Origin of the sequence: Bowmanella denitrificans (genome assembly GCF_002887595.1) — a bacterium.
Taxonomy (GTDB): domain Bacteria; phylum Pseudomonadota; class Gammaproteobacteria; order Enterobacterales; family Alteromonadaceae; genus Bowmanella; species Bowmanella denitrificans.
This window is the reverse complement of the sequence record NZ_PEBU01000003.1, coordinates 1-25,786: the sequence shown is the minus strand read 5'-3', so window position 1 is coordinate 25,786 and position 25,786 is coordinate 1. Positions and strand designations below refer to the sequence as shown.

At 50.0% G+C, this 25,786-nt stretch carries 19 protein-coding genes and 1 pseudogene; 11 read left to right on the top strand and 9 right to left on the bottom strand.

Annotated features, from left to right (window positions below; translation table 11 throughout):
- Positions 1-104: 104 nt before the first annotated feature.
- On the bottom strand, positions 105-623 hold the full coding sequence (locus tag CSR04_RS06850; RefSeq protein ID WP_102795956.1) for an SRPBCC family protein: 519 nt from the start codon (positions 621-623) through the stop codon (positions 105-107).
- A 189-nt stretch (positions 624-812) separates the two neighbouring features.
- On the opposite strand from CSR04_RS06850, the gene CSR04_RS06845 reads away from it, so the two are divergent.
- Complete coding sequence (locus CSR04_RS06845; protein WP_102795535.1) at positions 813-3,200, top strand: Lon protease family protein; 2,388 nt, start codon at positions 813-815, stop codon at positions 3,198-3,200.
- Here the strand turns inward: CSR04_RS06845 and CSR04_RS06840 are convergent.
- From CSR04_RS06840 to CSR04_RS06825, 4 genes are all read right to left on the bottom strand, one after another.
- Positions 3,178-4,014, bottom strand: coding sequence for a hypothetical protein (locus CSR04_RS06840; RefSeq protein WP_102795534.1), 837 nt, complete (start codon positions 4,012-4,014; stop codon positions 3,178-3,180). The genes CSR04_RS06845 and CSR04_RS06840 overlap by 23 nt on opposite strands.
- A 4-nt stretch (positions 4,015-4,018) precedes the next feature.
- Entirely contained in the window at positions 4,019-5,734 is a 1,716-nt protein-coding gene (locus tag CSR04_RS06835) for an amidohydrolase (protein WP_102795533.1), read from the bottom strand.
- A gap of 90 nt (positions 5,735-5,824) precedes the next feature.
- Entirely contained in the window at positions 5,825-6,457 is a 633-nt protein-coding gene (locus CSR04_RS06830) for an HvfX family Cu-binding RiPP maturation protein (RefSeq protein ID WP_102795532.1), read from the bottom strand.
- Between the two features lie 89 nt (positions 6,458-6,546).
- Complete coding sequence (locus tag CSR04_RS06825) at positions 6,547-8,067, bottom strand: SpoVR family protein (RefSeq protein ID WP_102795531.1); 1,521 nt, start codon at positions 8,065-8,067, stop codon at positions 6,547-6,549.
- 211 nt (positions 8,068-8,278) lie between these two features.
- Here CSR04_RS06825 and CSR04_RS06820 point away from each other — a divergent pair, with 211 nt between their 5' ends.
- The 5 genes from CSR04_RS06820 (at position 8,279) to CSR04_RS06800 (ending at position 15,584) form a co-directional block, all read left to right on the top strand.
- Positions 8,279-9,193: a pirin family protein gene (locus CSR04_RS06820; RefSeq protein ID WP_102795530.1), complete on the top strand. Its 915-nt coding sequence runs from the start codon at positions 8,279-8,281 to the stop codon at positions 9,191-9,193.
- 64 nt (positions 9,194-9,257) lie between these two features.
- Positions 9,258-10,994 carry a DUF4153 domain-containing protein gene (locus CSR04_RS06815; RefSeq protein ID WP_172449269.1) on the top strand — a complete coding sequence of 579 codons (1,737 nt, stop codon included), beginning with the start codon at positions 9,258-9,260 and terminating at the stop codon, positions 10,992-10,994.
- Positions 10,995-11,086: 92 nt separating this feature from the next.
- Positions 11,087-13,165, top strand: coding sequence for a M13 family metallopeptidase (locus CSR04_RS06810; RefSeq protein WP_102795528.1), 2,079 nt, complete (start codon positions 11,087-11,089; stop codon positions 13,163-13,165).
- 139 nt (positions 13,166-13,304) lie between these two features.
- Positions 13,305-14,885: a bifunctional UDP-sugar hydrolase/5'-nucleotidase UshA gene (ushA, locus tag CSR04_RS06805; RefSeq protein ID WP_102795527.1), complete on the top strand. Its 1,581-nt coding sequence runs from the start codon at positions 13,305-13,307 to the stop codon at positions 14,883-14,885.
- Between the two features lie 129 nt (positions 14,886-15,014).
- Positions 15,015-15,584 (top strand): YkvA family protein, encoded by a 570-nt coding sequence (locus CSR04_RS06800; RefSeq protein WP_102795526.1) that lies wholly within the window; start codon positions 15,015-15,017, stop codon positions 15,582-15,584.
- Between the two features lie 63 nt (positions 15,585-15,647).
- Here CSR04_RS06800 and CSR04_RS06795 read toward each other — a convergent pair whose 3' ends face one another.
- The 3 genes from CSR04_RS06795 to CSR04_RS06785 all read right to left on the bottom strand — a co-directional run bounded on the left by CSR04_RS06795 (position 15,648) and on the right by CSR04_RS06785 (position 19,249).
- Positions 15,648-15,914 carry a putative periplasmic lipoprotein gene (locus CSR04_RS06795; RefSeq protein WP_102795525.1) on the bottom strand — a complete coding sequence of 89 codons (267 nt, stop codon included), beginning with the start codon at positions 15,912-15,914 and terminating at the stop codon, positions 15,648-15,650.
- Between the two features lie 127 nt (positions 15,915-16,041).
- Positions 16,042-17,310: a YeaH/YhbH family protein gene (locus tag CSR04_RS06790; protein WP_102795524.1), complete on the bottom strand. Its 1,269-nt coding sequence runs from the start codon at positions 17,308-17,310 to the stop codon at positions 16,042-16,044.
- 16 nt (positions 17,311-17,326) lie between these two features.
- On the bottom strand, positions 17,327-19,249 hold the full coding sequence (locus CSR04_RS06785) for a PrkA family serine protein kinase (protein ID WP_102795523.1): 1,923 nt from the start codon (positions 19,247-19,249) through the stop codon (positions 17,327-17,329).
- A gap of 303 nt (positions 19,250-19,552) precedes the next feature.
- Between CSR04_RS06785 and CSR04_RS06780 the strand changes: the two genes are divergently transcribed.
- Positions 19,553-21,733, top strand: a complete 2,181-nt coding sequence (locus CSR04_RS06780; protein ID WP_102795522.1) for a M3 family metallopeptidase — start codon at positions 19,553-19,555, stop codon at positions 21,731-21,733.
- Positions 21,734-21,807: 74 nt separating this feature from the next.
- Here CSR04_RS06780 and CSR04_RS06775 read toward each other — a convergent pair whose 3' ends face one another.
- Positions 21,808-22,146, bottom strand: coding sequence for a DUF805 domain-containing protein (locus CSR04_RS06775; RefSeq protein WP_102795521.1), 339 nt, complete (start codon positions 22,144-22,146; stop codon positions 21,808-21,810).
- Between the two features lie 73 nt (positions 22,147-22,219).
- On the opposite strand from CSR04_RS06775, the gene zapE reads away from it, so the two are divergent.
- The 4 genes and pseudogenes from zapE to CSR04_RS06755 all read left to right on the top strand — a co-directional run.
- Positions 22,220-23,356, top strand: a complete 1,137-nt coding sequence (zapE, locus tag CSR04_RS06770) for a cell division protein ZapE (RefSeq protein ID WP_172449268.1) — start codon at positions 22,220-22,222, stop codon at positions 23,354-23,356.
- 55 nt (positions 23,357-23,411) lie between these two features.
- Positions 23,412-24,074 carry a glutathione S-transferase family protein gene (locus CSR04_RS06765; RefSeq protein WP_102795519.1) on the top strand — a complete coding sequence of 221 codons (663 nt, stop codon included), beginning with the start codon at positions 23,412-23,414 and terminating at the stop codon, positions 24,072-24,074.
- Between the two features lie 727 nt (positions 24,075-24,801).
- Positions 24,802-25,317 (top strand): hypothetical protein, encoded by a 516-nt coding sequence (locus tag CSR04_RS06760; RefSeq protein ID WP_146027116.1) that lies wholly within the window; start codon positions 24,802-24,804, stop codon positions 25,315-25,317.
- Between the two features lie 222 nt (positions 25,318-25,539).
- Positions 25,540-25,710, top strand: a pseudogene (locus tag CSR04_RS06755) (IS1182 family transposase); the annotation flags it as partial.
- Between the last annotated feature and the right edge of the window lie 76 nt (positions 25,711-25,786).

The window sequence follows — 25,786 nt, the reverse complement described above, 5'->3', positions numbered from 1 at the left end:
GGTTTATTTTCCCAGCTTGTACATAAATGACGTAAGCACCACGCTAGCTGGCTGTTTGCTGCAAATTCTTGATTAACGCTATGCCCAATTCATTTATACCAGGCCTACTTATGGCCACTATTCAGATAGTCTGCCAGTCCGCCTAATTGCAGGCTTTGCACATGGTCCACAATCGGCGCAAGCTCAGCAAAACCCTTGGCACTGGTACCATGCACCTTGTAGCTGAGGATAATCTCAGTGCCCTTATCATTGGTGTTAAACTGCCAGTCCAGCGCGCCGTATAGGCCCATGCCCTGCAATGGCCCCAACCCGCCGGTCATACGCAACAGTTTACCCGGCTCGACAAACACGACCTGCATATGCATGGCTTGCTTATCGCCCGAAATTTCGCAAAAACAGCCGCCTGCCTTAGCCTCTATGCTGAGGTTGCTGGCTTGACCCCACCAGGTGTGATCCTGTGGCCACCAATTTCCCACATCCTCTACCATAAGCTGCCAGCTTTTGTCTGCCGAGGTGCTGACCTGTACGCGATTTTCCAGAATAAACCCGGTATCAGATAAATACTGTACTTTGGCGTTGGCAAACTGACTTAATAGCATCAAAGAGAATAACCAGAATTTCATTGCGTTACCTGCATGTTGGAAAGCTGTCACCAGCATAGTGGGCACAACGTAGTTTGCCAACTAGGGCCTCAGCCTGCCAGGCTAAAGTTCAAAAAAACATCGGATACTCAGGCTTTTACGCTACAGGGTTTGACAGCTTGCAGGATTCGGGTTTCACTTGTGCAAGACAGTTCAAACTCCGCCTGATTCATGCACAAAGCCACGCAACTTAACGCCTTACAACTGACTGCCAAACCCAGCCGACGTCTGATCAATCAGGCTTTAAAGGAAGAGCAGGCCTTAAACGCCACCTTTATTGGTCAGCAGCGTGCCCGCGAAGCACTGAACTTTGGCTTAGGCATTGATGCCAAAGGCTATAATTTGTATGTGATGGGGGAGGCGGCCACAGGGCGATTCACCCTGGTGCACGAATATATCGCCAAACATGTCAGTAGCGTGCCCACACCGGATGATTGGTGCTACATCAATAACTTTGATGATGAGCGTGAGCCCTTTACCTTGCGTCTTCCAGCCGGGGAGAGTCGTAAACTGGCGGCCGACCTTGACAGTCTGATAGACGAATTGCTGGATACTTTTCCTGCCGCATTTGACAACCCAGGCTACCAGCGAAAAAAGGCCAATATCAAGCGGGAGTTTGATCAGCGTTACGACAAGGCCATCGCCGAGGTGGAGCTGTTTGCGCAGCGTAATAATGTGGCACTGTATGAAGAAAAGGGCACCATCAGCTTTTCGCCCATTGTTAATGGCAAACCTATTACCGATGAAGAGTTTGCCGGGGCGTCAGAGCAGGAGCGTCAGCACTTTTACGATCTCATCAGCCAACTGGAAGAAAAACTCAGCGAACAACTGCTGGAGTTGCCGCAGTGGAAGCGTGAGTCGTCTGAACACGCTCGCAAGCTGACCCGCGAAACTGCCGAGCAGGGCATAAAGCCGTTGCTAAAGGAACTGGAGCATAAGTATGCCGGGGATTTAGGCATTCTTAAATTTCTGCGTCAGCTTAAACCGCATTTGGTGGAAACCGTGATTGAGGTGCTGGGAGAAGAAAATAAAGAAGAAAAGCAGGATGACTTTGATCGTCGTACTGTGCTTGAAGAACAATATCTGCCCAATATTCTGGTCAGCCATGAATTAAATGGTGGCGCGCCGGTTATTTATGAACCCAATCCAACCTACCAGAATCTGTTTGGCCGGGTGGAATATACCAATGTGCAGGGCTCGGTATTCACTAATTACCGTATGATTCGCCCCGGCGCTTTGCATAAAGCCAACGGCGGTTACTTGCTGCTGGACGCGGATAAAATGATCCAACAGCCCTATGTGTGGGAAGCATTAAAACTGGTCCTAAAACGTGGCGAACTGAAAATGGACATTCAGCAGCATGATATCGGTATGGTGAATTCAGTCACGCTGAACCCACAATCAGTGCCGATCAAAGTGAAAGTGGTGTTGCTGGGTTCAAGGGATCTTTACTACACCCTGCAGGAATACGAAGACGAGTTTCATGAACTGTTCCGGGTGCTGGTGGACTTTGACCATGAGATCCCCCTGGATAAAACCACCTTGTATGATTTTGTCGGCCGGGTTCGCTGCCAGGTCAAAGAAATGGGCTTACAAGGTATTTCTGCCAAAGCCATGTACCGGCTGGTGGAATACAGCCTGCGTCTGGCCGAGCATCAACACAGATTGTCGGCGCGCTTTGCAGACGTGATCGAGCTGTTGCATGAAGCGCAATTTTTCTGTGCCCAGCAGCAAAGTGACGAGCTGGATGTGACCCACATTGAAACCGCCCTGGATGCTAAAACCCAGCGCAGTGGCCGTATCAGCCAGGCGCTGCTGGACGATATCAAAGAAGGACAGATTCTGATTGAAACCGATGGTGAAGCCATTGGTAAAGTGAACGGTCTGACAGTACTGGAAATTGGCGATAGCCTGTTTGGTACGCCAGCGCGGATTACCTCAACAGTATACGCCGGTGCCAATGGCGTGGTGGATATCGAGCGGGAAGTCGAGCTGGGCCGGCCGATTCACTCAAAAGGGGTGATGTTATTAACCGGTTATCTGGGGCACAAATACGCCCAACTGTTCCCGCTGACCTTGTCGGCCAATATCGCCATTGAGCAATCCTACGGGCAGATTGACGGTGACAGCGCGTCATTGGCGGAACTGGTGGCACTGTTGTCAGCCTTAACCTTGATCCCGGTACAACAAGGGCTGGCAGTGACCGGCTCCATTAACCAATATGGTCAGGTACAAAGTATTGGTGGCGTGAACGAAAAAATTGAAGGGTTCTTCAAGCTGTGTGCTCACCGGGGTCTGACCGGTCAGCAAGGGGTGGTGATCCCCAAGTCCAATGAAGTTAATCTGATGCTGGATAAGGAAGTGGTGCAGGCAGTGAAAGCCGGCCGCTTCCATATATATTCCGTGGAAACTGTCGATCAGGCGGCCGAAATTCTGATGGGACGCGAAGCGGGCCAGCTAAGCAGCCGTGCCCGTTTCCCCAAAGGCAGCATTAACAGTTTGGCGGTCAATCGCCTGAGCCAGATTGCCCGCATCGTTAACGGGGCGGATGAGGAGTAGCATTTTTCAATAAAGTCAGTGCTGTCTGTTCAGCCCGGCTAATATCATCTGCGCTGGCGGTGCTTAGCAGCCGCTGTTCCTGCCACTGATATCTGTCGGCAAACTCAGGTTCCAAGTGCCTAAGCACTTGCAGATAAGCCAGGGCCTTGGCGGTGGAATCCTCGCCCATGCGCTGTCCCATTGCATCTCGAAGCAGCAATTTAATGGCATTCACGTGACCTGTTTGTGCCGCGTTTTCCAACAATGTCTGCTGGTGCTTAAGGTAGGCTTGTCTGGCCGCGACATAGGCATCGCGCTCCAGCTTATCTTGCCCGGTAGCCTGCAAATAAAGTTTTGCCGACACTGTGCCAATCTCTGCGGCTGCCTCAGGGTGGCCTGCCACAGCAGCTTGCATTAATAAATCTGCGAAACGGTTTTTGTCGGCGCGACTAATGCCCCTGCAGTAGCTATATCTGTCATAGTTATTGGCGAATGAGGCACTGGAATCACCGGTCTGGCGCAGCTCATCCAGCTTTTGCTGGTGCGCCACATCGTTGTCTGCACTGTAATAGCAAAAATACAGATTACGGCCCAGCTGATATTGGGCCATGGGATCCTGCTGCCGGGCTTTCTCATTCAGGCGATTAAATTCTGTCAGCAAAGGCTGAGGCAGGCGCCAATCATCTACATTGGGAGCTGACTCGGCAGTATCTGCTATTGCAGCAGACTGCGGCTCTGGCGTGTGGGCTAAGGAGGCCTGATTCGATTGCTGCTGTGGCCAGTACCACCAGGTCAGTAACGCCATCAGGCTGATGGCAGCGAGGTATTTTTGCATAGGGTTAATTGTTATTCAGTTTATCTGCGCTGGCATTATACAGGATGTTGCCGTCGATCAGGGTCATCAAAACGCCTGTCTGTGCCAGTGCTGCGGCACTGATTTCACTGTCCAGCGAACGGTCCAGGATAATTAAATCAGCGTTCATCCCGGCCTTTAGCTGGCCAATACGGTTGTCCATGCCTAATAAGCGGGCAGATTGTTGCGTATAGGCATTCAATAATACCTGCAAAGGCAATCGTTCCTTGGCGTTTAATGTGCCCCGCTCGGGTTCCTGCAGATTTTGTCTGCTGATAGCCACTGCCATGGCGGCAAAGGGATTGTAATCCGATACATTCCAGTCACTGCCACCGGCAATTGCCGCACCGGCCCGCCATAAACTGGCTGCGGGGTAAATTTGCCCGTGACGGGCTTTGCCCAAATAAGGTTGTAGTGCTTCAACACTGTACTCATCTGGTTGTGCCCACAGCAATTGCATCGAGGCTAACACGTCCAGTTGGGCAAAGCGTGGAAGATCGTCGCTGGCGATAAGCTGCAAATGGGTAATGGAAAAGCGTACCGGTTTATCAGGCCCCTGTGCTCTTGCCCTGGCAAAAGCATCCAGACTCTCGCCAATGGCAGCATCACCAATGGCATGAATATGCACGCTGAATCCCCGCTGCTGGGCCATCAGCACAAAATCCTGCAGTTGTGGTGGCGGAATATAAAGCTTTCCTGCCCAGTCAGGACCATGTTCCTCATTATGCAGATAGGGTGAGTGCAGGGCGGCCGATTGAGTAGGGTATTCCATCACACCATCGGCATAAAGTTTAATTGTGTCAGCCATCAGCCCGCAGGACTCGGCTTTCGCCCTAAGTGCCAGCAGGCGGGTAAATTCCTGTTCGCTGGCCTGGCCTTTACTGCCAAGGGCCAGATTCACTTTCGCCTGCAAGCGCCCCTCGGCACTTAGCGCGCAAAAGGTCTCGATACTGCTGTCATTGCTGTTGGCTTCCAAAAATGCCGTGATGCCTGCCTGATAGAAGCCTTGCAGTGCGTTTACCAAAGCGCTCTTACGCTGGTGCAGAGAAGGCTTGGGAATATGTTGGCTGATTAGGGCTGTGGCCCCATCAATCAACATGCCAGTCGGCTGCTGATTGGCATCCTTTACAATGCGCCCATCATTGGGGGCCAGGGTTTGGCTGTCGATACCGGCCAATGACAATGCCAGACTGTTGGCCCAACCCGTATGGCCATCGGTACTGATAATGAATAACGGCCGCTGAGGCAGAATACGGTCCAGTTGCCAGCGATCCACATCCACCCCAACACTTGGCAGATTCAGGACTTCCAGCCATTCACCTGGGTAGTCTTTGTCACACTGATGAATATGCTCGGCCAGCGCTGATAATGTCATTGCCTGGTCTTGCAGATTACAGGCCTGCAAAGCCAATGCGCCCTCAATACTGTGGATATGACTGTCTATCAGACCGGGTAATAGGGTTTGGCCCTTGAGCCGGGTAACCTTAGTCTGCGGACCTATCAGGGGCTCGAGCTCTGCATCCTTACCAACCAGCAGAATCTTACCGCCCTTTATTGCCAGCGCGGTGGCAAGTGGCTGTGCCGGGTCCTGGGTCAGAATATGGCCACCCTGAATGACCCAATCGGCGCTGACCGTTTGCGTCGTTGAATGGCTGGCACAGCCTGCCAGTAACAGTGAAAGCGACAAATACACCAACTTCATCTTTTTAGCTTTCCATTAATTGATACAACCAAACCCTGCCTGGCTATTGTTAGTCCGGTAGGCCTGATTTGGCAATAGTGATAACAGCGCTTATTGATGTGTGGGTATTTTGCTTGCTGACTGCAAACGACGGGTGTTCCTGGCTAACCAGTAATCCATGCTGACGAAGCGACCGGCACCGGCAAAAAACACCACTAACAGCATCACAAAATAGGTAATGGAAAATTCAATGCCGTTGTTGAGAATAACGAAGTTACCGCTGCTGGTTAGCCACTCGTAATGACCATGCTCCTGTAAAATCGCTTTGGCCCGGGCCAGTTTGTCAGCGGAGTCCAGTACCTGCTGATTGGCAAACAGACCACTAGGGTCGGCAATGGCCTGCCAGCCGTTTTGCCAATGCACACTGAATGCGGCAACCAACATAGTGATCATCAGCGGGATACTGATATAACGCACGGCAAAACCCAGCAGTAAAAGCACTGCGCCCAATATTTCGGTCCAGGTCGCCAGTAGTGCGAGTACGTAAGGAAATGGTAAACCCAGTCCCCAATCCTCATTGCCAAACCACTGCACCACATTGTCAAAACCTTCTAGCTTATTCACACCGGCCATCCAGAACACCGGTACCAGATAGAGTCTCAGGGCCAACGGCGCCAGAAAATCCAGTGCACGGGTTTTATCAAACTGTAAATGCAGGCGGGTAAAGAACTGAAATAACGGCATTTGGGGTCCTGAAGCAATTAAGTTACTGCTATCAAGGACCCGACAGACTAATAAATCTATTCAATGTTCATGTATCGCAGGCTCTGCTGTCAGACTTCCTCCAGTTGCTCTGGGCAATGCTCTATTTCGCTGAATTCGCCGTCTTCGTCTTCCATTTCCAGAATGACATTAAAGCCCCATAATCTGTGCAGATGCTTCATCACTTCCTTGCGACTCTCTGCCAGAGGGATGCGGTTGTGGGGAATGTAGCGCAGGGTTAAGGCCCGATCGCCACGAACATTCACGTTATACACCTGGATATTCGGTTCCAGATTACTCAGATTGTATTGGGCCGAGAGTTTTTCACGCAGCAATTGATAACCCTCGGCGTTGTGAATGGCCGCCACCTGTAAATGGCTGTCCCGGTCATCGTCATGAATGGCAAACAAACGAAAATCACGCATCAGTTTGGGGGACAAGAACTGGCTGATAAAACTCTCGTCCTTGAAGTTTTCCATGGCGAACTGCAGGGTTTTCTGCCAATCGGAGCCAGCAATTTCTGGAAACCACTGTTTGTCTTCCGCGCTGGGGTGCTGACAGATACGTTTGATATCCATAAACATATTAAAGCCCAATGCATAGGGGTTAATGCCTGAGTAATAGGGGCTGTTGTAATCGGGCTGCGCGACGACATTGGTGTGACTGTGCAGAAACTCCATCATAAAGCGGTCCGTCACCCGACCTTCATCATACAGGTGATGCAAAATATGATAGTGCCAGAAGCAGGCCCAGCCTTCGTTCATCACCTGAGTTTGTTTTTGTGGGTAAAAATACTGAGAGATTTTGCGCACTATGCGTACCAGCTCACGTTGCCAGGGTTCCAGCAGTGGCGCGTTTTTCTCGATAAAATAGAGCAGGTTTTCCTGTGGTTCAATGGGAAAACGTTTACGTTTAGGGTCGGCCTCGGTTTCCTGCTTTTGTGGCAGAGTTCGCCATAATTCATTGACCTGAGACTGCAGGTACTTTTCCCGACTCTGCTGACGTTCCTGTTCTTCGCGCAATGACAATTTTTGTGGGCGTTTATATCTGTCTACACCAAAATTTGCCAGGGCATGACAAGAATCCAGAATAACTTCCACTTCGGCAATCCCGTATTTCTCTTCACAGCGGGCGATGTAGTTTTTGGCAAACACCAGATAGTCGATAATGGAACTGGCATCCGTCCAGGTCTTAAACAGGTAATTGTTTTTGAAAAAACTGTTATGTCCATAACAGGCATGTGCCATTACCAGCGCCTGCATGGTGATGGTGTTTTCTTCCATAAGATAAGCAATACAAGGGTCAGAATTAATCACGATTTCGTAGGCCAGTCCCATCTGACCGCGTTTGTAGCCCTGTTCGGTTTGAATAAATTTCTTACCATAGGACCAATGGGTGTAATTGATGGGCATGCCGATACTGGCATAGGCATCCATCATCTGCTCAGCGGTAATAATTTCAATCTGGTTTGGATAGGTATCCAGGTGATAATGTCTGGCAACCCGGTCAATGTCTGCCAGGTACTGGTCAAGAAGCTCGAAAGTCCAGTCTGGTCCATCGGATAAGGGTTTGCCTCTACGTCTTTTGCTCACTTCAGCCCCTCCTTTAACTTGCCGGAACCTGCAGCCTGTTCTATGTACCTGCAGTACCAGATATGGCAACAAATAGTGGTGTTATGCTTGCAGTATAGTTCATCCTGGCTGGCTGCAAGTGATTGTGAGATGGTTGAAAATCACCCTTGGCGCTTTACAGGTCGTGCGATAGCGGTCATAACTAAGCAACCAATTCAGCACAGGAACCGCGATGACAAATCTGATGAAAGCCGATGGCGAATGTCTTGATCAGCAAAAGCCCTGCGCGGGCGTAGATATGATCGTCACGCCCAAAGATAAAGATATCGGTGGCTTTTTTGTACGGCGTTGCCTGCCTGTGGCCAAACTGCGCTCTGTGGGGCCCTGGATTTTCTTTGACCATATGGGGCCTGCACAATTTGCAGCGGGGCAGGGCATTGATGTGCGTCCCCACCCGCATATTAATCTGGCAACGGTTACCTATTTATTTGAAGGTGAGATTTTACATCGGGATTCCCTGGGGAGCCTGCAAGCAATAAAGCCAGGCGATATTAATTTGATGGTAGCCGGTTCTGGCATTGTGCATTCCGAGCGTGAGCGTCCTGAAGTCAGAGAGACCGCGCATAGCCTGCATGGTTTGCAACTTTGGCATGCGCTTCCCGCTCAGTACGAGGAAATCCCCCCAGCTTTCTATCATTATGGCGTGGATGACATTCCCAGCCTGAAGATTGGTGATGTATCGGTCAGAGTGATGATGGGCAGAGCTTACGGGGTAGTGTCACCGGTGAAAACCTTCTGCGACACCTTGTATCTGGAAGCGTTTTTACAGCCAGGTCAACGCCTTGAGTTACCCCAGGCACAGGAGCGGGCCATTTATATTGCCAGCGGTGAGGTTGAGGTGAATGGCAACAAAGTGGCGCAGCACAATCTGGCATCGTTATCAGCCGATTGCAAAATTGAAGTCTGCGCCACTGCTGTCACCCGCCTGGCCATGATTGGTGGCGAACCTTTGGGGGAACGCTTTATGTACTGGAACTTCGCTTCCAGCCGAAAAGAGCGGATACAGCTGGCAATGCAAGACTGGCAGGAACAACGTTTTGCCAAGGTGCCGGGAGACGAACAGGAATTCATTCCATTACCCGAATGACATTGACGGCTGGTCTGGGCTAGCATAGCAGCCATCTTATCAAGGGGCATCCCTGGTGATGTGCATGGAGCAGATCTTGAATCAAACCGCTATTCCTTCGAAATTACTGATCTTAATTGCGCTCTTGCAGGGCCTGGCGTTGTTAGGATTGCACCAGACAATCGAATTGGACATCTGGCCGTACCACCATCCTGACTTGCTATTTGCCTTGTATGCATTGGTGATCGGCGGGCCGTTGGTGTTGCTGCTGGGTTTGAACGATACCAATTTAAAACCGCTGTTTGCCTGGACCGGGGCCTACAGCCTGATTCTGGCTGGGTTGGGGTTTTACGTGGGGCGTCAGGCTCAACCAATTGCCGATGTTGATGAACAGGTGCTGTTACCCGGCCTGGCAATTACCCTGGCGATTGCCAGTTTTAAGACATTAATGTATCTGCAGCAAGGTCTGGCTCAGGGCAGTTTTCGACATCTGCAGTATCCTGCATTGTTTTTGCATTCCTGGCGCAACTTTCTGACGCTGGGCCTGGCCCTTGGATTCACGTTGAGCGTCTGGCTGGTATTGATGCTATGGGCTGCGCTGTTCGATGCGGTAGGGATTAAATTCTTCGAAGCGCTTTTCACTTCCCACTGGTTTTATTATCCCATACTGGCTATGGCACTGGGATTGGGGATAAGTCTGCTCAGACGTCAGTCCGCCATTATTGATACCATTGTGCATATTCAGCAACTACTGGTGAAGTGGCTGCTGGTAATGCTGGTGCTGGTTAGTGCACTGTTTTTAGTCACACTCCCTTTTACGGGGCTGGAGCCACTTTGGCAATCAGGCGGCAGTACGCTGATTCTATGGATGTTGGCGCTGATGCTGTTTTTTGTGAACAGTGTTTATCAGGCCCAGACAGAGGCGACTGTGTATCCACGCTGGTTGCATCGACTAATCTATTCAGGCTTGGCGCTGATGCCACTGTACAGTCTGGTTAGCGCCTATGGATTGTATCTGCGTGTCGAACAATACGGTTGGTCGGTATCCCGCTGCTGGGCGGTTTTGATCTGGCTGCTATTGAGTTTGTTCTCTCTGGGCTATTTCTGGCAGATCCTACGCAGGCGTGACCACTGGCTTATCGGCTTATGCAAGGTCAACGTCCCGATGGGTAAAATAGTGCTGTTAGCCATGTTGCTGGTCAATTCGCCGTTGCTGAATTTTTTGCAAATCTCTGCTGACAGCCAGATGGCCAGGTTAGAACAGGGTAAAGTGACCATATCCGATTTTGACTTTAGCTACTTTCGTCACCAACTGGCAGGACCTGGCTATCAGGCTTTGCAACAGATTAAGGCCGACTACGCTGATAGCCACCCGGAGGTGGTAGTACGGATCGACGCCCTGTACCAGTTGCATCAGGACGAGACCGCAGTGCCAAGCGCGGTACAGCTAAGCCAGGTGATTAAAGGTGTGGAAAACACAGTGCCTGAGGCGTTGATGACGGCCATTGTCGCACATCTGCAAGCTGATACATGGCGTTTAGCGCAAAATAGCGGGTACTACCTCAAAACGCTGGACTTAGATGGCGATGGCCAGCAGGATTACCTGCTAATCGAAGAGAATGACTATTCGCCGGCCTTTACGCTGTTTTATTTTGACCAGGGGGGGTGGCTGAAACACCCTCTTGATTGGCATAACCGTCATCAGCAATCTTCCGGGCAAGATCTGATTGAAGCGATAAAAGCGTCAGACTTTGAGTTGATTTTGCCCAGATGGAAGCAGATACGTGTTAAGGACTTGACACTGTATAGCACACCGGAATAACAGCAGCATCTGGCATCCATTGGTGAATTGCCTTAAGGTCAGACTGCACGACACGAAAACAACCGATAACGAGAATATAAAAAGAGGAAACCATGAAAAAATCTCTTCTGGCAACCCTGATTGCCTCAACTTTTGTGCTGGGTGCTTGTGGTGACAATACTTCGTCACAACAGGCTGCTGCACCTGCCGTTGCAGAGCAAAGCCAGACCGGTAAAGCGGAACTGGGGAGCTTCGGTGTAGACTTAAGCGCCCGCAATGAATCAGTGAAACCCGGCGATGACTTTTTTATGTATGCCAGTGGTACCTGGTACGACAATTATGTGATGCCGGCTGATAAGACCCGTTACGGTGCTTTTACTGCCCTGGCTGACAAAAGTGAAGAGCAGGTCAAAGCCATCATTGACGAACTGGCCACTGCCGGGAATTTAACTGGCGAGAAAAAGCTGATTGCAGATTTTTATCGTGCCTATATGGATACCGACAGTATTAATGCCAAGGGAATCAACCCCATTCAGCCCATGCTAGCGGATATTGCCGCGATTGATTCGGTCAGCGCCTTGACCCAGGCTTTTGGTAACGCCTGGCTGACTGGCACCAACACGCCCATTTATGCCGGATTGTGGTACAACCGTCTGGATCCCGATAAATATGAAGTAAGTGTGGGCGTAGGCGGCTTAGGCCTGCCGGATCGTGACTATTATCTGGAAGATTCCCAGCGTTTTGCCGATATCCGTAAGGCTTATCAGGCCCATATGGCCGAGATGCTGGCATTTGCCAAGGTTGATGATGCCGAAAACAAGGCTGCACAGATCCTGGCGCTGGAAACCCGTATTGCTGAAGTTCAATGGCCGCGTGAAAAGCGACGTGACCGCGATTTGACCTTGAACCAGGTGGAACGTGCCGCACTTTCCGATCTGTACCCAAATTTTGACTGGAGTGCGTATTTTACGCCCAGCGGCTTACAGGTGCCTAACCTGAATATCAGCCACCCCGAGCCGGTGAAAGCCGTTATCGGGATAATCAACGATACGCCTCTGCAGGTATGGAAGGACTATCTGACTTACCATGCTATCAGCGGCAATGCGGGTTATCTGGCAGAAGAGATATACCAAGCCAATTTCAACTTTTACGGCAAAACCTTAAGTGGCCAGCAGGAGCCACGTCCACGCTGGAAGCGGGCGGTGGATGAGATGTCTGATATTGAATCGCTGGGCTTTGCCATTGGTAAGGTTTATGTCGATAAATACTTCCCGGAAAGTTCTAAACAGCAGATGTCTGAACTGGTGAAAAACCTGCGCACTGCCTTGGGTGAAAGGATTAAAAATCTGGATTGGATGGGCGAAGAGACTAAGGTGAATGCCTTGGCGAAACTGGAAGCCTTCAGACCGAAAATCGGCTATCCGGATCAGTGGCAGTCTTTTGAAGGCCTGAGTATCAGCCAGGATGATTTGTTGGGCAATGTGCACAACCTGCGCAAGTTCTTCAATGCCCAGGACATTGAACGCGAACTGAAGCCAACAGATCGTGAACGTTGGGGTATGCCACCACAGCAAGTGAATGCCTATTACAACAGTTCCTTTAACGAAATCGTTTTTCCTGCAGCCATCCTGCAGGCGCCTTTCTTTGATCCGAACGCTGACCCAGCGGTTAACTATGGTGCCATCGGTGCGGTAATTGGCCATGAAATGGGCCACGGTTTTGACGACCAGGGCTCAAAATCTGATGCCCACGGCGTACAAACTAACTGGTGGACAGATGCAGACCGCACTGCATTTGAACAAAAAGCCGATATGCTGGCGGCCCAATACAGCGCATATGAACCCATCGAAGGCAATTTTGTTAATGGTCGCAACAGTCTTGGCGAGAATATAGGCGATGTGGGTGGTCTTTCTATGGCTTACCATGCTTATAAACTGAGTCTTAATGGCAAAGAGGCCCCGGTGATTGACGGCCTGACCGGTGATCAACGTTTCTTCCTGGCCTGGGCTCAGGTGTGGAAGGAAAAACGTACCGAACAGAGTATGTTGAACCAGTTACGCGCCGGCACGCATGCGCCTGGTCGCTACAGAGCACTGGCACCCAGAAACCACGATGCCTGGTATAAAGCCTTTAACGTGCAGCCTGGCGATGCGTTGTATCTGGCGCCAGAAGAGCGTGTTCGTATCTGGTAATCTGGCCCGACAGCCATACAAAGCCGCCAATCTCTGGCGGCTTTTTGTCCAGGGATGGACGCTACTGATGTATCAGACTCCACCCGGCACTTTTGCCTGAATAACAATCTATACTTTTGTTTTTTGGATACCCCATTCCATGCAATTAGCTCGTCTTCGCCTGCTTCTGCTGCCTTTTTTTGCAGTTTATTTGTTTGCCTGTGCTGCCCCCCAGATTGATCCACCTAAGCAGATTACGATTCTGCACACCAATGACCATCATGGGCGCTTCTGGCGCAATGAGCAGGGCGAATATGGCATGGCGGCGCGTAAAACCCTGATTGACGCTATCAGACAGGAGGTAGCGGCAAACGGCGGTGAGCTATTGCTGCTTTCTGGCGGTGACATTAACACCGGTGTGCCTGAATCAGACCTGCAGCAAGCCGAGCCGGATTTTCTGGGCATGCGAATGCTGGGCTATGACGCCATGGCCTTGGGTAATCATGAGTTTGACAATCCCCTGGCGGTAATAGAAAAGCAGCGTCAGTGGGCAGGCTTTCCTATGCTATCTGCCAATATTTATGACAAGCGCACTGGTAAGCGCAAATATCAGGCCTATCAGATGTTTGAGCGTTTGGGGCTGCGTATTGCCGTGCTGGGCCTGACCACTGAGGATACCGCCAAAATAGGTAATCCGGCCTTTATTGGTGAACTGGAGTTTCGCGATCCCAAGGCCGAAGCCGCGAAACTGGTGGCCGAGATTCAAACTAAGGAGCAACCTGATTTAATCATTGCGGTGACCCATATGGGCCACTACGACGATGCCAAAAGTGGCGTTAATGCGCCTGGTGATGTGGCTTTAGCCAGGGCATTACCCGAAGGAAGCCTGGCCATGGTCATCGGTGGTCATTCGCAGGAGCCGCTGTGTATGGAAAAACCCAACCACAATCGTACGGATTACCAACCAGGACAGGCCTGCCAGCCAGACAAGCAAAATGGCACCTGGATTATGCAGGCCCATGAATGGGGTAAATACGTAGGCCGGGCCGATTTTACTTACCAGCAGGGCAAACTCAGTTTAGGTCGTTATCAGTTATTACCGGTTAATTTGCAGGGCGTACCGGAACCGGCTATCAGTGAAAATACCCAGATGCTGCAATTAATCCGCCCTTATCAGGAAAAAGGTCAGGCTAAATTATCGGTGAAAATCGGCGAAACCCATGGGGGGTTCGAAGGCAACAGAGATAAAGTGCGGTTTGTGCAGACCAACCTTGGCCAGTTAATTGGTGCAGCGCAAATGTACAAGGTGGGGGCCGATTTGGCAATCATCAGTGGTGGTGGCATCCGTGATTCCATTGCCAGTGGAGACATCAGTTATAAACAAGTGTTAAAGGTACAGCCTTTTGGCAATACCCTTGCGTATGTGGATATGAAGGGCGAAGCACTGAGAGCATATCTGCTGAATGTGGCTGCCAAATCCCCGGATTCAGGTGCCTATGCACAGCTTTATAATGTGAAGATCAGTGACAAAGATGGGGTGATAGAGATTGCCGGTAAGCCGTTGCAGTCAGAGCGACTTTATCGTCTTGCCCTGAACAGCTTTAATGCTTCGGGTGGTGATGGTTACCCCGTATTGCTTACGCATCCTGGTTATGTGGATACCGGCTTTGTGGATGCCGAGGTTTTACGTGAGTTTATTACCCTTAACAGTCCGCTGGATGCGCAAACCTTCGCCCCTTAGGCCTGATGGCTGGATGAAAAGGTTAATTTGCTGTTGCACTTGTATTAAAGCGATGGCCATAATCTGCCATTACAACCCGACTTGCATCGGGACATACTAACTACAAATTTAGCAACAGGGAGCAACCACATGGCATTGACTATTAACTTTGATCTTCAGGAACAGGACCTGGATTATTATCGCCAGATGATGCAAAAAACGCAGGATGCGGTGCGTGATCTGGACCGCGCCGAGGTACTGACCGCCGCTCGCAAGCTGGCTACCGAAGTGCGTGATGAAGTTCCGGAGTTTGTTGCCAGCCGTCTGCTGCAGCTCGAACAACTGGTCAATATGGTAGAAGACAATGACTGGGATCTGACCGAAGAAGAGAAGCTGGATGTGCTAAGTGCACTGGCTTATTTTGCCAAGGCCGAGGACTTAATTGATGACAGATTGCCTGTACTGGGCTTTTTGGATGACGCCATTATGATTGAGTTGGTGGCCCGTGAGCTGGCTGACGACCTGAAGGCCTACGAAGAGTTTTGCGTATACCGTCACAATGAAATTGAGCGTCGTGGTGAGCAGGCTCACACGACTAAAGCCGACTGGCTGGAAGCCAAACGTAAGGAGCTGCATGCATGGATGCGCCGTCGTCGCTCCGAAAAACGCAGTGGCAGTGGCTCGGCGGGATTCCGCTCGTTCTTCTCGTTCCGCGGCTAATTGTCGTAGGGCATAAATTAAAAAGCCGCCTGATTGGCGGCTTGTTTCAAGTGCTAACTGATCTTAGCGTTTGTCAGTACCGGTAGCACCGGTAATACTGGAATGGATAGTATGCATGGTATTGCGGGCTTCTTCCCGCTCTGCATCAATCTGTGCCTGTGTTTTGCATTTTTTCATCTTTAACATGCTGCCAGTAGTGCGCTCAGCTCGGCAAATCATATCGTCGCGTTCGGCACTCTGATTATTCGCGGCAACCTGGCCATCTGACTTGTTTCCTGCACAGCCTCCTATGGCAAGTGCCACAGCAGCGACAATAAGTAGCTTTTTCATAGGTTTAGTTTCCCTGTTTATAGTGAATTATTGAAGTCCTTTGGCTTCAAGTGTAACGCTACACCAAAGATGCAACGAACAACAAGTAAACAAATGTAACCAAGATGTTACCGGGTGGCCTGGCGCGTTATGCAACCTGCTTTTTAAACAGCTCGCGAAATACCGGGTATATATCCTCCACCGAACGAATATGTTTCATGGCAAAGTTATCGTGTAAGGTGGCCAGGGCTTCATACTCCCGCCACAAACTTTGATGCTGTCGCTGGGTTATTTCGATATAAGCGTAATAGCGAACTAAGGGCAACAGGCGCTCGTCCAGTAAGCTTGCACATTGTGGCGAATCGTCTGCCCAGTTGTCTCCATCTGAGGCTTGTGCGGCATAGATATTCCATTCTCCCCTTGGATAGCGGGCCTGAACGATTTCGTCCATTAACTTAAGGGCGCTGGATACAATAGTGCCGCCGGTTTCCTGTGAATAGAAAAATTCCTGTTCGTCTACTTCCTTAGCCTGGGTATGGTGGCGAATATAGACCACGTCGACATTTTTGTAAGTGCGGGTTAAGAACAGGTAGAGCAGAATATAGAATCGCTTAGCCATGTCCTTGGTGGCCTGGTCCATAGAGCCGGACACATCCATCAGGCAAAACATCACGGCTTTACTGGTGGGCAAGGGGCGTTTTTCAAAGTTGCGAAAACGCAGATCAATGGTATCCAGAAACGGCACTCTGGCAATGCGCGACTTAAGCTCTGCAATCTGCTTTTCCAGCTCGATAATGTCCAGCTCATGGTCGTGTTTGTCGTTCTTTAGGGCCTGAAGCTCAGCTTCCAGCTCACGCAGTGCCTTGCGTTTACCACCGGTCAGGGCGATTCGCCGGGCCATGGAGCCGCGCAGTGAACGGACAATATCCAGATTACTGGGCACCCCGTCGGTTTTAAACCCTGCCCGGTAGGTTTTGTATTCCACCAATTTGTCCAACTGGTTTTTTTTCAGATTGGGCAAGGCCAGGTCTTCAAACAGCAGATCCAGATATTCGTCTTTGGATATCTGAAAAACAAAATCATCCTGACCTTCGCCACTGTCAGAGGCATTGCCTTTGCCTGCACCACCGCCTTGTCCGCCCAGTGGGCGCTGAATACGGTCACCCTGACTGAACTGATCATTACCAGGGTGAACCATATCCCTAACGCCACCTTTGCCGGTGTGGAATATGGGCTCTTTGATATCCCGGGTGGGGATATTAACACTTTCCCCGGTGTCTATATCGGTGACACTGCGTCTGGACACCGCATCTGACACCGCCTTCTTGATTTGTTGCTTGTAACGGCGGATAAAGCGCTGCCGGTTGACAGTGCTTTTACCCTTACTGTTTGCTCTGCGGTCAATAAAATGCGCCATACCACTACCTCGCGCTTTAGGATGACTTACGCACGCGTAGATACCATTCACACAGCAGCCTTACCTGTTTCTTGGTGTAGCCTTTTTCCGTCATGCGCTTAACAAAGTCGTCATGTTTTTTCTGATCTTCGGCGCTGCTTTTGGCATTAAAGGAAATCACCGGCAGCAGATCTTCGGTATTAGAGAACATTTTTTTCTCTATAACAGTGCGCAGTTTTTCATAACTGGTCCAGGCCGGGTTCTTCCCTTTGTTGTTGGCTCGGGCACGCAACACAAAATTAACGATTTCATTTCTGAAGTCTTTGGGATTACTGATACCGGCAGGTTTTTCGATTTTTTCCAGTTCGGCATTTAATGCTTCACGGTCAAATAACTGGCCGGTCTCTGGATCCCGGTACTCCTGATCCTGGATCCAGAAATCCGCATAAGTCACATAACGGTCGAACAGGTTCTGGCCATATTCTGAATAAGATTCCAGATAAGCGGTCTGAATCTCTTTGCCGATAAACTCCACATATTTGGGTACCAGGTAGCCCTTTAAAAACTCTTTGTAGCGCTCGGTGGTGTCCTGCGGAAATTGCTCCCGTTCGACCTGGCGTTCCAGTACATAAAACAGATGAACCGGGTTGGCTGCCACTTCCTGAGCGTCGAAGTTAAATACCTTGGACAGGATTTTAAAGGCAAAACGGGTAGACAGACCTTCCATGCCTTCGTCCACGCCGGCATAGTCACGATATTCCTGATATGACTTGGCTTTAGGGTCGGTGTCTTTCAGGCTTTCGCCGTCATATACCCGCATTTTGGAGTAAATACTGGAATTCTCGGGCTCTTTGAGCCGTGACAGCACGCTGAACTGAGACAGAATTTCCAGCGTACCAGGTGCACAAGGGGCACCGGTTAATTCGCTGCTTTCTATCAGTTTGCGATATATGCGCTGCTCTTCGCTGACCCGCAGGCAGTAGGGCACTTTGACAATATACACCCGGTCGAGAAAGGCCTCGTTATTGCGGTTATTGCGAAAACTCATCCACTCTGATTCATTGGAGTGGGCCAGAATAATGCCGTCAAAGGGCAGGGCAGAGAAACCTTCGGTGGGATTGTAGTTGCCTTCCTGCGTGGCCGTAAGCAAAGGATGCAGCACTTTGATCGGGGCCTTGAACATTTCCACAAATTCCATCAGGCCCTGATTGGCCTTGCACAGTGCACCCGAATAACTGTAAGCGTCCGGGTCATTCTGGGCAAAGGTCTCCAGTTTACGGATATCCACTTTTCCCACCAGAGACGAGATGTCCTGATTGTTGTCATCACCAGGCTCGGTTTTGGCCACGGCAATCTGGTCCAATACCGAGGGATGCATTTTCACCACCCGGAACTTGGAAATATCGCCATTGAATTCATGCAGGCGTTTTCTGGCCCAGGGCGACATAATGGTTTTCAGGTAGCGCTTAGGAATGCCGTATTCTTTTTCCAGGATCTCGCCGTCTTCTGAGACATTAAACAATGACAGGGGATGGTCATTCACCGGTGAACCTTTCAGGCAATACACTGGTACTTTTTGCATCAGTTCTTTGAGTTTCTCGGCCAGCGATGACTTACCGCCGCCCACCGGACCAAGCAAATAGAGTATTTGTTTTTTCTCTTCCAGGCCCTGAGCCGAATGTTTCAGGTAGGAGACAATTTGCTCGATGGATTCTTCCATGCCGAAAAAGTCAGAGAAAGACGGGTACCTGGCAATGGTGCGGTTGGAAAATATACGGCTCAATGCCGGTTCCTGGGAAGTATCCACCATTTCCGGCTCGCCAATGGCCAATAACAGACGTTCAGCGGCATTAGCATAGGCTGTTTTGTCCTGCTTACACAGGTCAAGAAATTCGCTGATACTGTATTCTTCTTCTTTGTGAGCTTCATATCGTTGTTGGTAGTGCTCGAAAATACCCATAGCCACCTCCGGGATAATCAACTGAAATCACGCGATTGAGAAAAGAGCAGGTACTTGATGACCCTACCTAAAGGTTAGACCCTATTTTCCGCCTCTGTGTTGCAATTTGCAGATTTCATTGCAAAAAATTGTATTGAGGGCCTGACAGGCGGCACGTCAATGCCGACTCGCTAAAGGGACGGCTTACTGCGATGGAAACAATTTTTAACCAAAAGACACTGGACCTGACTGACACGGGCATGGGCTTCTTGTTCTACTGTGGGTAAACTGCGTTTTTTCACCTGCCGCGAGAAGCCTAAACACATGAAAAAATTCTCTTACCCTATCGTTAAAATCGCCGTGGCAGCGGCATTACTTGGCCCCCTGGCGGCTTGCCAGCAAACACCGCCAGAGTCAGTCAGTGCTGCGCAAGCACAAGTTCAATCCGCCAATGCGTTGTTGGCTGAGTGGTCCGGTCCTTATGGTGGTGTGCCGGCATTTGACAAAATGCAGCTATCTCAGGTGAAGCCCGCACTGGAAACGGCCATGGCGGCGCAGTTGGCTGAGCTTGATAAGATTGCCAACAATCCGGCCCCGCCCAGCTTTGAAAATACCATTGTTGCTTATGAGCGCACCGGTAAAGAACTGGACAGAGTATTTACCTATTACGGAATCCTCAGTTCCAACCTGTCCAGCCCAGAGTTTCGCGCCATCCAAAAAGACATGGCACCCAAACTGTCAGCCTTTAATTCCCGTATCGTGCAAAACGACAAGCTATTTGCCCGGATTAAAGCGGTGTATGAAAGTGATGATTTAAGCACCTTACGTCCCGATCAGCAGCGCCTGGCGTACCTGATCTATGACAGCTTCGCCAGTAATGGCGCAACCCTGGATGATGAGGCAAAGGCGCGTTACGCGGCCATTAATCTGGAATTGTCCAAGCTGCATACCCAGTTTGCCAATAACGTCCTGGCAGACGAGGAAAATTACGTATTATTCCTGGATAAGGCCCAACTGAGTGGCTTACCAGAATCTCTGGTTAACGCGGCTGCGCAGGTGGCCAAAGACAGAGGCCAGCCTGGTAAATACGCCATTACTAATACCCGCTCATCCATGGATCCATTTCTGACCTTCTCTGATCAACGTGACTTGCGCGAGAAGGTGTGGCGTACCTATTACAACCGTGGTGATAACGGCGACAGCTATGACAATAACGCCATTATTGCCGACATTCTTAAATTGCGGCATGAACGGGTGCAATTACTGGGGTATGACAATTATGCCCAGTGGCGACTGTCTAACCGCATGGCCAAAACGCCGGAAAATGCCATGCAATTGATGCAAGCGGTTTGGCCGGCAGCCATTGCCCGGGTGAAAGAAGAAGTCAAGGATATGCAGGCGGTGGCCGACGCTGAAGGGGCTAACATCAAGATTCAGCCATGGGATTATCGTTATTACGCGGAAAAAGTGCGTAAAGCTAAATATGATCTGGACTCAGATGAAGTGAAGCAGTATCTGCAACTGGATAAGTTGCGCCAGGCCATGTTCTATGTGGCAGGACGTTTGTTTAACTTCGACTTTACGCCCGTTCCGCAAGGTAGTGTGCCGGTATTCCATCCTGATGTGCAAGTGTTTGAAGTGAAGGACAAAACCAGTGGTGAACTGGTAGGATTGTGGTATCTGGATCCTTTTGCCCGCCAGGGCAAACGCAGTGGTGCCTGGGCTAACAGCTATCGCAGCCACACCAGTTTTGATGGTGCGAAAACCGTGCTGTCTTCCAACAATTCCAATTTTGTTAAAGGCGCACCGGGCGAAGCCGTGCTGATTTCCTGGGACGATGCCACTACGTTCTTCCACGAATTCGGCCATGCGCTGCATGCCTTGTCGTCCAAGGTTGCCTATCCTACCTTGAACAGCGGGGTAAGGGACTACACCGAGTTTCAGTCACAATTGTTAGAGCGCTGGCTGCTGACCGACGAGGTCATTAATAACTATCTGGTCCACCATCGCACCGGCCAGCCTATTCCTGCCGAATTGGTGAGCAAAATTAAAAAAGCCGCCACCTTTAACGAAGGGTTTAAAACCACAGAGTATCTGGCTTCAGCCTTAGTGGATTTGAAACTGCATATGACAGACCCCACCAATATTGATGCCGACGCTTTTGAGCGGGATACCCTGAATGCGCTAGGCATGCCCAAAGAGCTGGTGATGCGGCATCGAACGCCGCAATTTGGCCATGTGTTTTCCGGCGAAGGCTATTCTGCCGGTTACTACGGCTATATGTGGGCAGAAGTGCTGACCTCGGATGCCGCGCAGGCATTTGCCGAAGCACCGGGCGGTTTTTACGACCAAGAGATGGCTGATAAACTGGTTAAGCACCTGTTCTCAATCAGAAATGCTCAGGATCCGGCGGAAGCGTACCGGGATTTTCGTGGCCGGGATGCCAAGGTGGAAGCGCTAATGCAAGACCGTGGCTTTCCATTAGGTAAAAGCGTAAAAATGTAACATGAATGGATAGCAATAAGGCCGCAACAGCGGCCTTATGTTTAACTGGCGTAGCCTATTTTGAGTGTCGAGTATTAATTGGCTAGCCCGGCTTTAGGATTAGGCCCCCACTGGTTTTCTTCTGGCTGGCTGTCCTGAATCAGGAATAACAGCAACACCAGGAATCCCAACAGCGGAATCAGCATTAACAGTGCCCACCAGCCGCTTTTGCCGGTGTCATGCAGGCGGCGCACCATAATTGCCAGGCTGGGGATCATAATAACCAGCGAGTAGATAAGACCAGGTATGCCGCCGAGCAGGCTCAGAAGCAAAGAGACAACAAAGTTGATAAGAAATACCATCCAGTATTCTTCACGTCTTGAGCGGGTTGAAAAGGTGAAGTAGTCACTGAAGAACTTTTTATACCACTGCATATAATGTCCGTATTTAAGGTGTTGATTGTAATTGGTTTTTATAACAAATTTGGCTGAAAGGAACAATTCGAGGGTGGGTATATCAATTAATAAGTCTGGATTAGCTGGCAGACTTGACCCGGCCATACAGCTGGATGCCAGCCAACTGCAGGTGCACAACAAGCTAACCGAGCTAGCCAGGGCTATTGTCACCCATCAACGGGCAACAGCCCAAGGCCTGTATATCTGGGGTAAGGTGGGGCGCGGTAAAACCATGCTGATGGATGCCTTTGCCCGCCAGTTGCCAACGGAGCTGGTTCGGCGTCAGCATTTTCATGAATTTATGCAGGACCTGCATCAGCAACTGATCCCATTGACCGGTAAAAGCGATCCGCTGCTACATGTCGCCAGACAGTTGGCCAAACAATGCAAAGTCATTTGCTTTGATGAGTTTTTCGTCTCGGATATTGGGGATGCCATGTTGCTGGGCACCTTATTTGGCCATCTGTTCAGAGCCGGACTGATGCTGGTGGCAACCAGTAATTGTGCACCAGCGCAACTGTATCGCAATGGCCTGCAACGACAGCGTTTTCTGCCAGCCATTGCCGATATTGAACACTTTTGTGAGGTAATAGAGCTCAGTGGTGACACAGACTATCGGCTGCGTAGTCTAACCCAGGCGCCTTGCTATTTTGTTGCGCAAGGGCCAAAGCCAATGGCAGCATTAAACCAGCAGTTGTTGCAAAGGTACCTGGGCGATGTTTTACCCTGCACGGTGGAAGTTAATGGCCGGGTGCTGAATTGTGTGGGGCGGCGGCAACAGTGTATCGCCTTTCACTTTGCTGCGTTATGTGAAGGCCCGCGCAGTCATCTGGACTATATTGCCCTGGCGCAACAGTTCAGCACCTTGTTGGTGTTCAATGTGCCCGAGCTGTCGGCAGCGCCGCAGGAACAGATTAAAGCCAGGGGCACAGAGGACAGTGCCGCCGGCTCAGGCCCGACCGGTGAACGGCAGGTCACGCTGGGGCAGATGGACGATGCGACGCGGCGCTTTATTGCGCTGATAGACCAGTGCTACAGCAGCGGTACCCGGGTCGTGATCTCGGCCAGTGTCGCGCTGGATAAGCTGTATACCAATGGCACCTTATTATTTGAATTTGAGCGGCTGAAAAGCCGACTGGCCGAGATGGGGTCTTTACAGTATCAGCAGGGTAAGTGGCAGAGAATATGATCCAATCAGCTTGCTTTACGTACCCAGCGTTTAGAGAAAATCCAAGGTATTATTCATGTTAACGTTGCATCACCTGAACAACAGCCGCTCCCAGCGCATTTTATGGTTACTGGAGGAGCTGGCGTTACCTTACCAGATCCAAACTTACCAGCGCGACAGCCAGACGATGCTGGCCCCGGCGGCACTAAAAGCGGTTCACCCTCTGGGCAAATCCCCGGTGATCACCGATGGTGAGCTGGTACTGGCTGAATCCGGCGCCATTATTCAGTATTTGTGTGAACAATATGGCCCGGAGTGGATACCGCCTGGCGACACGGACGAGTATCGCCATTATCACTACTGGCTGCACTTTGCCGAAGGCAGTCTGATGCCGCCGATGCTGCTGAAACTGGTACTGGATAAGATTAAGGCCAATGCGCCCTGGCTGATTAAACCTATTGCCTCAGGCATCGTTGCTAAGGTTAATCGTGCCTTTGTCGGGCCGAACCTGACCAATAACCTGGCCTTTGTGGAAGGGCAACTGGCTGGTAAGGATTGGTTGCTGGGTGACAAGCCAAGTGGCGCCGACGTGCAGATGAGCTTTCCATTGGAAGCCTCACTGGCCCGCGGCCTGGTAACGGACAAACATCCTAATATCCGCGCTTATGTTAAACGTATCCATGCCCGTCCGGCTTATCAGCGCGCACTGGAAAAGGGTGGGGAATATCAGTATGCCTGAGGCTTGATGTTTACCACGAAAAACACGAACGCCTTGTTTTCACCGCGGAGACGCAGAGAACGGAGAGTTTTCTAGGGCATGAACTGAATTTGCTGCTGTTTTTCTCAGTGAACTCCGCGGCTCTGCGGTGAGAGGTTTTGTGTTTTTCTTGTGGTTCGTGGTCAAAGTGCATTTAGAAGCTATATCACCACGAAAAACACGAACGGCACGAAAAGATTTCTCACTGTGACGCTAAGTTCCCAGTAATGCTTTCAAATACTCTGTGTTCTTTGTGCCTCTGTGGTTATTTGTGCTTTTGGGACAGATTCTTTCACCACAGAGGCACAGAGGGCACGGAGAAGAGCTCGGGCTATTTGGATGGCTCTGCGGTGAAGAAGTATCGCAAACTGAAAAACTATGTATATTGATACAGGTGTAATAGATAGCGTTAGAATCAGCCTGTTTTGACGAAGTTTATCGAGAATGTGCGCTCACTTTCCCCAAGCGCCAGACACCCAACCCTTTGTAAAGCTTGAAGAAAGTGAAAACGTTGCGTGTTTACTGAGACCTCGTTTACACTGCATTCTCACTTTCCCCACAAGTGCGCTAAAAGTGAAGTCGCAAAGTGTAGCGTTAACTATTTGAAAATAAGGGATTACTGTGAAGATGGAAGGGCAATGTTACCGACGCAGATGCGAACTTAATCACGAATTCAATATAATAAGCTGTTATGCCTAGAATTAAGCTTATGCGCAATTTTTATTTTATCTTTTGTTTATTTTTGGTTGGGTGTACCAAAAATACTAATACAGCCCCAAACGAGAGTGAGCTAACTAAACATTTCAATGAACATCATCGCTCTTTTGATAAATTGAGAAGTATGATCATAAGTGACTCTCACGACTTGGATTATTTTCAAATTCGAGAGGGGAAAATAGGTGAATATGACCTAACTGAAAAAGGTTGGAGTAAAGACTACGGACATTATGTCCCATTCAGTGTCGTCACAGGTACATATCGATTAACAAGTTCGCGTTACGATGAGTATGTTCAATTATTAAAATCTACAAAAGCTACTGCTGTAGATTATTACAATGGAAATGTGGCAATCAGTATATTTTCCGCGGGCTTCGTTTTTGGTGGTTGTATTAGTGAAATAATCTATCAACCCGATAAAATAAGTCTCTCTCGCCCTTCGTGGGCGACAACATACTATCAGGCATATTTCGACGAAAACTGGGGGGCTCAGACAAAATGCAACTAAGGCATAACAAACCGCTGTAGTCGGTCGCAAGCTCCCTGGGACAATAACACGTGGGCTCAGTCGCTTTGCTCCTAATTTTAGCCCACGTGTTATTGCCCCTAAGCGGGGCGTTGAGGCTGTATAAAAACCCTAAAACAGCTCAATAAATAATCAACAATTGCTTCCCCCTGACCTGTGTCTGTGATCCAATAGGCTTATCAAATTGGCGCAGGAGCCTTGATGATGCCGCGTTTTAAACCCCTCAATTATCAGCAACACTCGATGGTGGTGATTAACTATCTCGACCAGTTGCAGCCTGGCACGTTCGAACATGCCATTCACCATTTGATTGATGAGAAGCTGGATTTGTCGGTGTTTTATCCCAGGTATAAAAATGATGACATTTGCCGTCCCAGGGCAAGAGCATGAATGCTCATTTTTCGAGCACTTCGCCCATACCGGCCACTAACACCCTCTCTAAATAGTCTGT